General features: G+C 59.1%; 11 protein-coding genes. 3 read left to right on the forward strand and 8 right to left on the reverse strand.

From position 1 onward, the window contains the following. The first annotated feature begins 77 nt into the window (after positions 1–77). Genes AABC73_RS20225 through AABC73_RS20235 form a run of 3 tightly spaced genes read left to right on the forward strand, consistent with a single transcriptional unit; the run spans position 78 to position 5559 of the window. Positions 78–1322 (forward strand): exonuclease SbcCD subunit D C-terminal domain-containing protein, encoded by a 1245-nt coding sequence (locus AABC73_RS20225; protein ID WP_341520668.1) that lies wholly within the window; start codon positions 78–80, stop codon positions 1320–1322. After that, positions 1319–4963 carry an AAA family ATPase gene (locus AABC73_RS20230; protein ID WP_341520669.1) on the forward strand — a complete coding sequence of 1215 codons (3645 nt, stop codon included), beginning with the start codon at positions 1319–1321 and terminating at the stop codon, positions 4961–4963. Before AABC73_RS20225 ends, AABC73_RS20230 begins: the two co-directional genes overlap by 4 nt. After that, positions 4963–5559 (forward strand): glutathione S-transferase, encoded by a 597-nt coding sequence (locus AABC73_RS20235; RefSeq protein ID WP_341520670.1) that lies wholly within the window; start codon positions 4963–4965, stop codon positions 5557–5559. The genes AABC73_RS20230 and AABC73_RS20235 overlap by 1 nt, the downstream gene beginning before the upstream one ends. A gap of 625 nt (positions 5560–6184) precedes the next feature. Here the strand turns inward: AABC73_RS20235 and AABC73_RS20240 are convergent. The 8 genes from AABC73_RS20240 to AABC73_RS20275 form a co-directional block, all read right to left on the reverse strand. Beyond that, positions 6185–6388: a hypothetical protein gene (locus tag AABC73_RS20240; RefSeq protein ID WP_341520671.1), complete on the reverse strand. Its 204-nt coding sequence runs from the start codon at positions 6386–6388 to the stop codon at positions 6185–6187. Further along, positions 6385–6558 carry a hypothetical protein gene (locus AABC73_RS20245; RefSeq protein ID WP_341520672.1) on the reverse strand — a complete coding sequence of 58 codons (174 nt, stop codon included), beginning with the start codon at positions 6556–6558 and terminating at the stop codon, positions 6385–6387. The genes AABC73_RS20240 and AABC73_RS20245 overlap by 4 nt, the downstream gene beginning before the upstream one ends. 360 nt (positions 6559–6918) lie before the next feature. Then, the gene (locus AABC73_RS20250) at positions 6919–7101 is read right to left on the reverse strand and encodes a hypothetical protein (RefSeq protein WP_341520673.1); all 183 of its coding nucleotides are present in this window, start codon (positions 7099–7101) and stop codon (positions 6919–6921) included. 177 nt (positions 7102–7278) lie between these two features. Next, entirely contained in the window at positions 7279–8448 is a 1170-nt protein-coding gene (locus AABC73_RS20255; RefSeq protein ID WP_341520674.1) for a lactonase family protein, read from the reverse strand. 81 nt (positions 8449–8529) lie between these two features. Continuing rightward, on the reverse strand, positions 8530–8826 hold the full coding sequence (locus tag AABC73_RS20260) for a DUF5629 family protein (protein WP_341520675.1): 297 nt from the start codon (positions 8824–8826) through the stop codon (positions 8530–8532). Positions 8827–8890: 64 nt separating this feature from the next. Then, entirely contained in the window at positions 8891–10237 is a 1347-nt protein-coding gene (locus AABC73_RS20265) for an MFS transporter (protein ID WP_341520676.1), read from the reverse strand. Between the two features lie 126 nt (positions 10238–10363). Beyond that, on the reverse strand, positions 10364–11356 hold the full coding sequence (araD1, locus tag AABC73_RS20270) for an AraD1 family protein (RefSeq protein ID WP_341520677.1): 993 nt from the start codon (positions 11354–11356) through the stop codon (positions 10364–10366). A 103-nt stretch (positions 11357–11459) separates the two neighbouring features. Next, a complete protein-coding gene (locus AABC73_RS20275) occupies positions 11460–12779 on the reverse strand; it encodes an MFS transporter (RefSeq protein ID WP_341520678.1) in 1320 nt (439 codons plus the stop codon). Positions 12780–12862 lie beyond the last annotated feature (83 nt).

Raw genomic sequence — 12862 nt, forward strand, 5'->3', positions numbered from 1 at the left:
GCGCTGGAATTGAACGCTGTTGAAGCATCTGCGCGTCGCCACGCCTCACGACACACCATTCAGAATTGAGAAAACACATGCGATTGTTCCACACCTCCGACTGGCACCTCGGCCAGAACCTTCATGGCCAGGAGCGGGACTTTGAACACGCCAGCTTCCTCACCTGGCTGCTGGCCCGTCTGGCCGAGCGTCAGCCGGATGTGCTGCTGATTGCCGGGGACATCTTTGATACGGTAAATCCGCCGGTCAAAGCCCAGGAGCGGCTTTACGACTTCATCGTCAACGCGCACGAGCAGCAGCCGAAGCTGACCATCGTGATGATCGCTGGCAACCATGACTCGGGGTCGCGCATCGAATTGCCCGCGCCGCTCATGCGCCGCCTGCGCACCCATGCGCTGGGCCGGGTGTTGTGGCTCGACGACGGCACTCTGGATGTCGAGCGCCTGCTGTTGCCATTGCCCGATGCCGAAGGCGAGATCGGCGCCTGGTGTCTGGCCCTGCCCTTCCTGCGTCCGGCCGAAGTCACCGGCGCGACCCTGGGCGACAACTATTTGCGCGGTATCGGCCGGGTCCATGAACTGCTGATCGAAGCTGCCAATCTCAAACGCCAGCCGGGCCAGGCCCTGATTGCCATCAGCCACGCGCACATGGCCGGTGGCTCGGTTTCAGAAGACTCCGAGCGCAGCCTGATCATCGGCAATGCCGAAGCGCTGCCCGCCAGCCTGTTCGGCCCGAGCATCACGTATGTCGCCCTCGGCCACTTGCACAAACCCCAGCGGGTCAATGGCGAAGAACGTATTCGCTACAGTGGGTCGCCTATTCCGCTGTCATTTTCGGAAATCGGCTACGCACATCAGATCCTGGAAATCACCTGCGAAGGCGACCAGTTGCGCAGCGTCGAAACCCTGCTGATTCCTCGCGCCGTCAATCTGCAACGGATCGGCCCCGCGCCGCTCGCCGAACTGCTGGTGCAGCTCAAGGACTTGCCGGACATTGATCTGCTGGCTGATATCGAACGCCAACCCTGGCTGGAAGTCCGCGTACGCCTGGACGAGCCGCAACCGGATTTGCGCAACCAGATCGAAGGCGCGCTGCAAGGCAAGGCCGTGCGGCTGGTGCGCATTGCTGCCGAATATGCCGGCAACGGCCGTGGCGACGGCAGCGATGACAGCGAAGGCCTGATTGAACTCGATCAGCTCAACCCGCTGGAGCTGTTCAGCCGCGCCTGGCAGGAAAATTACGGCAGCGAGGTCGACGAGCAAACCCTGACCGACTTCGCCACGCTGTTGCAGGAAGTCCAGCTGGAGAGCGAACAACCATGAAAATTCTCGCCATCCGCCTGAAGAATCTTGCCTCCCTGGCTGGCCCCTTTGAATTGGACTTCACCGCCGAACCCCTGGCCAGCGCCGGGCTTTTCGCTATCACGGGGCCAACCGGTGCGGGCAAAAGCACACTGCTTGATGCCTTGTGCCTGGCACTGTTCGGGGCCATTCCGCGCCTGAGCAATATCGGCCAATCGAAAGTGCCGGAAATTGACGGCGACATCAGCACCAACGATCCGCGCACCCTGTTGCGGCGCGGCACCGGCAGCGGCTTCGCCGAAGTGGATTTCGTCGGCATCGACAGCCGTCGTTATCGCGCCCGCTGGGAAACCAACCGCGCACGGGACAACGCCAGCAAGAAACTTCAGGCCAGTCGCCAAACGTTGACCGATCTGGACAGCGAGCAAATCCTCAGCAGCCAGAACAAGACCGAATACAAAACCCTGCTCGAAGCGCGCCTGGGCCTTAACTTCGAACAGTTCACCCGCGCCGTCATGCTCGCCCAGAGCGAGTTCAGCGCCTTTCTCAAGGCCGACGACCGGGAACGTAGCGAGCTGCTGGAAAAACTCACTGACACGGCGATCTACAGCCAGTTGGGGCGCCGCGCCTTCAGCAAGAGCCAGGAAGCAAAAAAGGCCCACGACGATCTCCAGGCCTTGGCAACCGGGGTCACGCCCATGGAGCCTGACGCCCGTGCCGAGCTGGACCAGCGCTTTGAAGCTGCCCAACTGGCGCTCAAGACCCAGCAAAGCGAACTGCGCCAGCTTGAACTGCAACAGCAGTGGCACAAGGTCCTGCTGCAACTTCAGCAAGAACAGCAAAGCGCCGCCGAACAGTTACAACAGGCGCAATTGCATTGGCAAAGCCAGAGCGGCGAACGGCTGAATCTGACCCGCCTGGAACAACTGGCGCCGCAGCGTCATCAGTTCCTGCGCCAAACCGAATTGACCGCGCAACTGACCCCGCTGGCAAATCAGATCCAGCAACACATCAGCCAGCAGAGCGAACTGCACACGCGCCAGACTCAGCTGCAACAGACTTGCGTCGAAGCACAGGCCGCGTCGCTCACGGCGCAACAGCAGCACAGCGATGCCGCGCCATTGCTGCGTCAGGCCTTCGACATCCAGAGCAACGTGGCCCGATTGGCGGACGAATTGCGCCAGGCCGATGAGCACAAACAACAGGCCGAGCACAGCCACACCCAAGGGCAAAGCACCTTGCAAAGCCTGCTTGAGCAACAGGCCCAAGTCGCCGAGCGGCTGCAACGGATTGCCGGGCAGCTGGAACTCACTCAGGCGCTGGCTCCTCTTGGCGAAGCCTGGAACGCTTATCGCGACCGCTTGAAACAACTGATGCAGATCGGCGCGCGCCTCAAACAGGGCCAGACCGAACTGCCGAGCCTGGAACAGCGCGCCGCCACGGCCAGCCAGCAAACAAGCGAACTGCGCAACGCGCTGGATCTGCTGTATCGCGAAGCAGGCGCCGAAGCCGAAGCGGTGGGCGAGCAGATTCAGATTCTCGGCAGCCTGCTGCAAGACAATCGCAAACAGCAGCGCGCCTTGGAGGAACTGGCGCGGCTTTGGGCCAGCCAGCAGGAACTCGACAGCCGCGCGCTGGAGCTGACGGACAAACAACAACAGGTCCAGCAACAGCGCGATCAGCTCAACAGCCAAGGCCTGCAAGCCAAAAACCAGCTGCAAGTCGCCGAACAAACCCTCACCGTGACCCGCCAGTTGCTGGAACGCCAGCGCCTGGCCCGCAGCGCCAGTGTCGAAGAACTGCGCCTGCAGTTGCAGGATGAGCAACCGTGCCCGGTGTGCGGCAGCGACGAGCATCCGTGGCATGAGCCGCAAGTCTTGCTGCAAAGCCTCACCCAGCATGACGAAAACGAAGAAAACAACGCGCAAAAAGCCGTGGATGCCCTGAAGGAAACACTGGCCGAGTTGCGCACCACGGTAGGTGGACTGATTGCCCAGCAGAAGGAGTTCCTGCAACAGCAGGAACAACTCGCCATTCGCCAGCAGGCACTGGCCCCCGCGTTTGATGCCCATCCGCAGGGCAAACGCCTGCTGGAGCAGGACGCCGCCAAACGCGATAGCTGGTTGAACCAGCAACTGACGCAATTGACGCAAAACATCACTCAGGACGAACGGCGCCAGAACGCTCTGCTCACCTTGCAAAAAGATGCGGCGCGCCTGCAACAGCAACTCTTGAGCGCCAATGAAGCCAGTCAGGCCGCTACGCAGCAACTGGCTGATCAGCAGCGTGCGCTGAACAGCGACCGCGAACGTCTTGAGGAGGAACTGACCGCCTTCGCGCTGCTGTTAAGCGCCGAGCAGCTGGAGGGCCTGCGCCATGACGCCGCTGCCACGGTCATGCAACTGGACCAGCAGGTCACTCAGCGTCTCGATCAGCTGGAACAACAACGCGACGAAGTAGTGGAACAACGGGAACGTCAGCAGAAGATCGAGCTGGAACAGTCCCAACAACAGACTCGTGCCCGGCAACTGAGCGACCTGCAACAACGTTGCACCGTGCTTGGCGACCAGCAGACCGCCGGCCAGCAGGCCTTGACGCAATTGCTTGGCGAGCACGCCAATGCCGAGCAATGGCAGCAGCAACTGGAGTCCGCCGTGGAACAGTCGCGGCACGCCGAAAGCGCGGCGAGTCAGGCCTTGCAGGATGTCAGCAGTCAATTGATTCAACTGGCCGCCGAACTTCAGGCGCGCCAGGAACGCTTGCACGGCATGCAGCAGGAAAGCACCGAACTGGGCGCGCGGATTGCCGAATGGCGCAGCCGGCATAGCGAACTGGATGACAGCGGCCTGCAACAGTTGCTCAGCGTTGACGATGAGCAGGTCAGCGAACTGCGCCGCCAACTGCAAGCCAGCGAAAAAGCCGTCGAGCAGTTCAAGGTATTGCTGCAGGAGCGCGAACAGCGCTTGCACAGTCACCAAGCGCAGCAAATCGGCAGCATTGACGCCGAACATCTGGAAAACGCAGCGGCTGAACTGCACGGTTTGATCACCGCCAGTGAACAACTGTGCGCCGACTTGCGCGCCCGGCAAGCCGACGACCAGCGTCGCCAGGACGCCAATCAGGCGCTGGCGCAGCGCATCAGCCAGGCTTATGACGAATGGCAACGCTGGGCGCGGCTCAATGCGCTGATCGGCTCGGCCACCGGCGACACCTTCCGCAAGATTGCCCAGGCTTACAACCTTGACCTGCTGGTGCATCACGCCAACGCGCAGCTCAAGCAACTGGTGCGTCGCTATCGACTGAAACGTGGCGGCAGCATGCTGGGTCTGTTGGTCATGGATACGGAAATGGGCGACGAACTGCGCTCGGTGCATTCGTTGTCCGGCGGCGAAACCTTCCTGGTTTCCCTGGCCTTGGCGTTGGGCCTGGCCTCGATGGCTTCCAGCACGCTGAAAATCGAATCGCTGTTCATCGACGAAGGCTTCGGCAGTCTCGACCCGGAATCCCTGCAACTGGCCATGGATGCGCTGGACGGACTTCAGGCACAAGGCCGTAAGGTGGGGGTTATCTCTCACGTTCAGGAAATGCACGAGCGAATCCCGGTGCAGATCCAGGTCCGCCGTCAAGGTAATGGCTTGAGTACGATCGAGGTCAGCAGTTGATGCCGATTCTGTATTCGTTTCGCCGTTGCCCATATGCCATGCGTGCGCGCATGGCCGTGCGCTATGCCGGCTGCGAGGTTCGCATCCAGGAAATCAGTCTCAAGGCCAAGCCGCCGGAAATGCTCGAGCGCTCACCGAAGGGCACGGTGCCGGTGTTGATCCTTGGTGACCAAGTACTGGAACAGAGCCTGGACATCATGCATTGGGCGCTGGCACAGAACGATCCGGATAACTGGCTGATGATCAATGACGGCGATGCGCGACGTCAGATTCAAGCGCTCATCGAAGAAAACGATCAGGTGTTCAAAGCCCATCTGGATCGCTATAAATATTTTGTCCGTCACCCTGAATATCCTCAGCAACATTACCGGCAGTTGGCCGAGGGATTTCTGCAACAGCTGGAACAACGCCTGCAACAGCGGGATTTTCTGGTCGGAGATCATCTGACGTTGGCGGATATCGCCCTGGCGCCTTTCATTCGGCAATTCAGCGCGGTGGATCCCGACTGGTTTACGGGCAGCCCTTATCCGAAGTTACGTGGCTGGTTGCAGCGGTTTGTCGAGTCGGCGTTGTTCAAGGCGGTGATGATTAAGTAAAACTATCGTGCTGGCTTTGGGGCCGCCCCTCGCGAATAAATTCGCTCCTACAGTTGAGATACGGTCCGCTCAGATTCAACGCCGCTTTGGCTCTGTTTTTGATCTTGATCTTAAGCGCCCCGTCAAACCACGCTGGCCGAAATTCGATGTTGATGTGGAGGGTAAACCGGCAGGACGCCGGTTTAGCCGCACTGGGCCAGGGATGGCCCTTTGCGGCGGCCCTCCACATCAATGTCGGATTACGGGCATGCCGAGCCAAAGCGAGGGACCGAGTGGTGGGGCAAGAGCCTTTTGCTTACTTTTGGGCTGTTCAAAAGTGAGGCGCCGTAAGGGCGCAACCCTAAGCAGCCGTTACCGCGACAACGGATATGTACGCATCCCTCCTGTACAGACTGTGTGAAAACGTCACGAGCGATGACAAGACAAGGCAAAAACAGGCGAAAAAGCGGAGTCTAGGTGTTCTAAATGAGCATTTTTCGCCTGTTTTTAACGCAGTATTGTCGGGCGCAGTAGTTTTCACACAGTCTGTGTAGGACCGGATTTATCCGGGAAGAGTCCAGCGTTCACGCCGCAAAATCTGTGTCGCCGCCACGAACGTCTCGCGAATAAATTCCCCCCTACAGGTTTAAATAGGGTCGCCTGCTCTTTCCGGCCGATTCCCCGCCACCATGTTCTGTGCCCTGGACCGTTCAATGGCGTGGGCGATCTCGTGTCGGCATTCGATACTGCGCGCCAACCCGCCCACTGAACCCTGGCCAACCCCCAGCAATGAACCGCCATTGATCAATACCGCGAGCCCGGCTGTTACCCATAACTTCCCGCCACTCACGACGCACGCTCCTGGGCATTAACCGCAGTACGCTCAACCAGGGTTTGCGCCGACGGCGTTGTAAGTTGTGGATTCATGCTGGTAACAGTGACCACGGCGATGAAAACAACATAAAGCGAAATGGCGATATAAGCGCCTTGTTTGATTGAATGAAGAATGGCAGTGGCCATGGTTGTAACTCCGTGATGTGTTTCCAGGCCGACAGGATCGTGGAAAAACGCAGTATTGAAAAACGATGGCTGGGCATAGCGGATATCAGGTCGGTTGATAATGGATACGTAAAAATCCAGTAAAAAAAAGCCCGCGACTTAACAGGCGCGGGCCAAGGGAATTTCATCTGACGCTTTCGCGAGCAGGCTCACTGGCAGAATTTGCAGGGGTCTGATACGCAATGATCAGGGGTCGCAAAAACCTGGGTAAGCGAACATGCTCGCGAAAGCGGCGGCTGTTACCTACAACTTTGATTGCGAATCCATTCCCCGGTATTGAACCGTTCATTAACGGGGAATGGATTCACTTGTTAAATACATTCATTGTTGAATCTTGTGATCCAGTGCTGCGTAGAACTTGGCGCTTTGTTGCAGATACTTAGGGGAGTAAGTCTGGGTAGAGTGAGCTTTTTTGTCGGCGACTTCGACACTGGCGTGGGCTGGCAGCGCAACAGTGGCGGAGATGGCGGACGCGGCGATGATGGAGAAGATATTGAAGTTCATGGCGGTAACCCTCGGATGTTCTGTGGAAGCTTCGTTTCAAGTCTTGACCGTCTTGGCCGTGACTCAAACTTACCCCCGAGGGCCGATCATTCGAAATGTTTTGTAGCACTAGCTCATATCAGCCGGATTAATACATACGCCAGCCCGCGTATCTGGCGGGCTGGCGTCGATCCAAAGCTACTTGCGTGTCAGAAAACGGAAGTCCGAAGGCGAATCGAAGTCGACCTTTTGCACGGTCTCGCCGAGCAATCCGGTTTTCGGGTCAACCTTGACGGTGACGATCTGATTGCTTTTCTGGTTGGCGATCAACATGAAGTGGCCGCTCGGGTCAAAACTGAACTCCCGGGGCTCGGTGCCTTCCACGGAACGGCGCTGAACTTCCTTGAGCTGGCCTTTGCCGTCGATTGCGAACACCAGCAACTGATTGGCCTCACCGCGATTGGCCACGTACAGGAACTTGCCGTCCGCCGAGGTGTGCAAACCACCCGCGCCGACTTTCTGCTGCACGCCTTTATTCTTCAGATCCACCAATTGGGTCTGCTTGAATGCACCGTCGTGGTAATCGAATACCGCAACCTGGGCGAGCATTTCCAGCGTCAGCCAGGCGTGCTTGCCGTCCTTGCTGAACAACAGATGCCGAGGACCACTGCCCGGCGCCAGCTCTACAGTCGGATGTTTGGCGGGCTGTAACGGCTGGGTTTTCTGGCCGTCGTAGCTGAACACGAACAACTTGTCGGCGCCCAGATCGCTGGCCACCAGATACTTGCCGTCCGGCGTTGGAACCGCTGAGTGCACGTGGGAAGAGGCCTGGCGTTCCGCGTTGACCTTGCTGGCGCCGTGATTGTTGCTGACTTGCGCAACATCAGACAGCTTGCCGTCCTTGCCCACCGGAATCACTGCAAGGGCGCCGCCCGGATCGGGATGCACCGCGTAGTTGGAGACAAACAGGAAACGCTCATCCGGGCTCAGGCTCGAATGGGTCGGCTCGTCGCCACGGCTGACCACTTGATTGATCGGCGTCACCTCATGGCTTTTGGGGTCAATGGCAAAACTACTGACCTTGCCCACCACATCGCTGCCGCCGGGGCCGTTTTCGTTGACTGCGAACAGATGACGTTGATCCTTGGACAGGGTCAGCCAGGACGGATTTTCGCTTTTGATCACTTGCAGCGGCTTGGCGTCGAGCTTGCCGGTCTGGCTGTCGAAACGATAACGGTAGATGCCTTCGCTGGCACCCTGGGTATATGAACCAATCAGTACGTCGTAGTCGGTCATGCTTTGAGCCTGTAGCGGCAGAGCGCTCATTGCGCTGACCAGCGTCAGCAACGGCAGGAATTTACGAGTCATGGGGCATATCTCTTGTGGATTGTTATCGGGCGCCATCGACGCGAAAGTTACCTCTATGACACTGCCTGCCCGGGATTGGTTTTATTCGGATCCGTCCTCTTCAAGCTCGTCCACGTCATTGCTCGGGGTGAACGCATCCAGGCATTTCAGGCTGTGATCGTCGGTGCCGTCGTTGATCGTCCAGCTTTCCTTCGCGGCATCGAACGTCGCTGCACGAACCTGCTCCAACGTGAAACGCCAGGTCTTGCGCTCGCGACCGTCCATGCATTCCATAGTCAGGAAAACCTTGAGGAAGAAATCCCATATGTGCAGGCCGTCGATTTCCAGCATGGTCGCGGTCTTCAGGGATTCGCACAGGGTGGCAGGAGCGTCAGTCATTTCATTCGCCTTCATGAAAAAGGCGAATGATAGGCCAAAATGCCCTGTTCGGTCAGGCCGGGGCTTACGCCGGTGACGCAATCGGCTTGTCGTGAATGGTCTCACGCACGTAATAGCGATTCGGTATGCCCCAGATAATCAACGCCGTAGCCAGCACGCAGACGGCGCACAGCACGTACAGCGCCGGCGTGGCGACGCCGGTCAGGTCCTTGATCCGGCCAACCATGAACGGCGCAATGATCCCGCCGAGCTGACCAATGGAGTTGATCAGTGCGATCCCCGCAGCCGCCGCCAGTCCGCTGAGAAAGCGCGGCGGAATGGTCCAGAAGATCGGCATCCAGGCGATGATCCCGGTCATGATCATGGTCATGCCGACCATCAACGGCACCAGCTGTCCAGGAAAGCTGGCGCAGACCAGATAACCCGCAGCGGTCAGTGACGCGCAACCGGCCATGTGCCAGCGACGCTCGCCATGGCGGTCCGAGCTGGCACCGATCAACAGATTGCCGACCACGGCGCCCAGATACGGAATGACCGTCAACAGCCCGATGTTCATGGTGTCGGCGACGCCTGCGGTCTTGATCAACTGCGGCATCCAGAACAACAGGCCGGTCAGCGCCATCACCAGGCACAGATAGATCACCGACATCACGTAAGTGGTCGGGTGTTTCCAGATGTCCTTGAAGGTCTGGGGAATCTCCGGCTGCACTTCCTTGGCCATCCGCGCCAGCACGACTTTCTTCTCCCGCTCATTCAACCATGGCGCATCTTCGATCCGGTCGCAGACGAACCAGAACACCACGATGCCGAGCAGCACCGAAGGGATGCCCTCCAGCAGGAACAACCAACGCCAGCCGGGCATGCCCAGCACGCCATCAAAATGGCCGAGAATCAATCCGGCAATCGGACCGCCGACAATACCGCACAGGCAGATCGAACTCTTGAAGTAGGAATTGACCCGCGCCCGCCGATTACCCGGATACCACTGGGTAAAGAAATACAGCACACCGGGGACAAAGCCCGCTTCCATCACACCGATCAGGAACCGCAGGGTGTAGAACCAGAATTCGTTCTGCACGAACATCATGCAGGCCGAGGTAATGCCCCAGGTCACCATGATCCGCGCGATCCACACTCGCGCGCCGATCTTGTGCAGCAGCATGTTGCTGGGCACTTCGAACAGGAAGTAGCCGACGAAAAACAGGCTGGCGCCGAGGCCGTAAACCGTTTCGCTGAAACCCAGATCGCTCTGCATCTGCAACTTGGCGAAACTGATATTGACCCGATCCAGATAGGCGAACAGGAAACAGGCAATGAACAACGGGATGATCCGCCAGTTCACCTTGCGATAAATCCGGTCCTCGAAAGCGTCCTCGTCGAAGGCTTCGACGGGCACAGTAGTGTTGGTCATGTGCACACCTCGTTATTTTTATTGGTGTCGTAGAGCAGGTGGGAGCCAACGTGTTGGCGATACTCTGGGCCTGCTTACACAGCAATGGCGCCTCGCGAACACGTTCGCTCCTACCTCGCCCGGGCGTTAAAGCCGGCCAATCCCACCCGGCTGAAACGCGGCTTCACTCGCGGCGATCCCGTTGACCAGCGGCTTGCCGAATTCGGCCTGGCTGATTTCAAACTGGTCGCCCGGCTGGGTACGAATGCCGTCGGCGAACGACAGGGTCGCGGTGCCGAAGAAATGCACATGCACGTCGCCCGGACGCAGGAACTGCGCATATTTGAAGTGGTGGTATTCGAGGTTTTCCAGGCTGTGGCACATGTTGGCCTCGCCGCTGAGGAATTCCTTCTCCCACAGCACGGCGCCATCACGAATGACCCGACTGGTGCCGGCCAGATTCTGCGGCAGCTCGCCCACCCGCAGTTCAGGTCCGAACGAACAGGCGCGCAGCTTGGAATGGGCCAGGTACAGGTAGTTTCTGCGTTCCATGATGTGGTCGGAATATTCGTTGCCGATGGCGAAACCCAGGCGATATGGCTTGCCGTCGTTGCCGATCACATACAGGCCGCTGAGTTCTGGCTCTTCGCCGCCGTCTTCGGCAAAAGGTGGCAATGGAAACGCCGCGCCAGGACGCACGACGATGCCGCCATCGCCTTTGTAGAACCACTCAGGTTGCACGCCGGCCTGACCGGCCTCGGGTTTGCCGCCTTCCACGCCCCATTTGAAAATACGCATGGTGTCGGTCATCGACGCTTCGTCGCCGGCCTGCTGGTGCATCTTGTCCCGCGCCGAAGCGCTGCCCAGATGCGTCAAACCTGTACCGCTGACCAGCAAGTGCGCAGGGTCGGGATGGTCCAGCGGCGGCAGGATGCGCTGCTCGCTGAGCAGTTGCGCATAATCGTGGCTGTCACCGAGGCCTTGGCTGTCGACCTGCCGAGCCAGATCGACGCCCGCATCAATGGCCGACAACGCCAATTCGCGCACGCTCTGTGCGCCCTGCACTTCGCGGATCAGATCGCTGTCTACCAGACCGACGCGACGCTGGCCGTTGCTCAATTCGAATTGCACGAGGTTCATTGGGATCTCCTTTCATACAGTACGGACTGTGGGAGCGAGCTTGCTCGCGAAAACGCCAGCACATTCACCGCCTTCGCGAGCAAGCTCGCTCCCACAAAACAATTCAGGCTTGGCGGCTGCGCGCACTTGCCGCGAAATCGCTGGCGGGCAAGACGTGTTTGCGCTCCAGCAGGCGATACACCACGCCGGTCAGCACCAGGCCGAAGACCATCACGCCAGACAGGAAGTACAGCCCGGACGCAAGATTGCCGGTGTATTCCTTGAGCGCGCCGATCACGAACGGACCGATGTAACCGCCCAGGTTGCCCACCGAGTTGATCAAGGCAATCCCGGCTGCGGCGCTGGCACCGGCAAAGAAACGTCCCGGCAAGGTCCAGAACACGGCAGTGCAGGAAAACAGCGAGAAGGCCACCAGACACAAAGCTGCCAGCTGCGCGACCGGAATGGTCAGCCAGGCACTGAGGAACAGGCCGATAGCGCCCAGCACATAAAGCACCGCCAGATGTCCGTAACGGTCATTCAGGCGGTCAGAACTGCGCGGCACGATCAGCAGGCCGATGATGCCGAAGATGTAGGGCACTGAAGACACGAATCCGGTTACCAGATCAGTACCGCCGAACTGCTTGATCAGCGTCGGCAACCACAGGCCCAGGCCATAAATGCTCAGCGTTACTGGCAGATAGAACAGCGCCAGCAGCAAGACACGTTTGTCTTTCAGGGCGTGCAGCGGATTACCGTGGCGGGTCTGGCCGTATTCTTCGAGGTCTTTTTTCAGCTCACCGGTGAGCCAGTCCTTCTCGGCCTGATCCATCCATTTGACTTGTTTCGGACCGTCCGGCAACCAGCGCAGCACCGGCCAGGTCAGCAGAATCGCTGGCGTGCCGATCACGATGAACAGCCACTGCCAGCCGTGCAGGCCGAGTACGCCTTCCATGCCCAGCAGACCGCCGGACACAGGGCCGGTGATCATCATGGCGATGGGTTGGGAAAGGATGAACAGGCCAAGGATCTTGCCGCGATGGCGAACCGGGAACCACTGGGTGATGTAGTACAGCACGCCAGGGAAGAAGCCGGCTTCTGCCGCGCCCAGCAGGAAACGCATCACATAAAAGCTGTGCGCGCCCTGCACGAACGCCATGCCGATGGTGATTGCGCCCCAGGTGATCATGATCCGGGCGAACCAGCGGCGCGCGCCGAAACGTTCAAGCATCAGGTTGCTGGGGATTTCCAGGAGGAAATAGCCGATGAAGAACAGACCGGCACCCAGGCCATAAGCCGCATCACCGATGCCGATGTCCGCGCTCATGTGCAGCTTGGCAAAGCCGACGGCGGACCGGTCAACGTAAGCGATCAGGTAGAGCAGGATCAGAAAGGGGATCAATTTCAGGGTGATGCGGCGAATAAGCCTGAGTTCCTGGCTCATGAAAGCGGTCTCCAATTGTTTTTGTTATGGAACCTCCGGGGCCGCCTCTGGCTTCGAGCGTGAGCTTTTGCCAGGGTCATTCC

Origin of the sequence: Pseudomonas sp. G.S.17 (assembly GCF_038096165.1) — a bacterium.
Lineage (GTDB): Bacteria > Pseudomonadota > Gammaproteobacteria > Pseudomonadales > Pseudomonadaceae > Aquipseudomonas.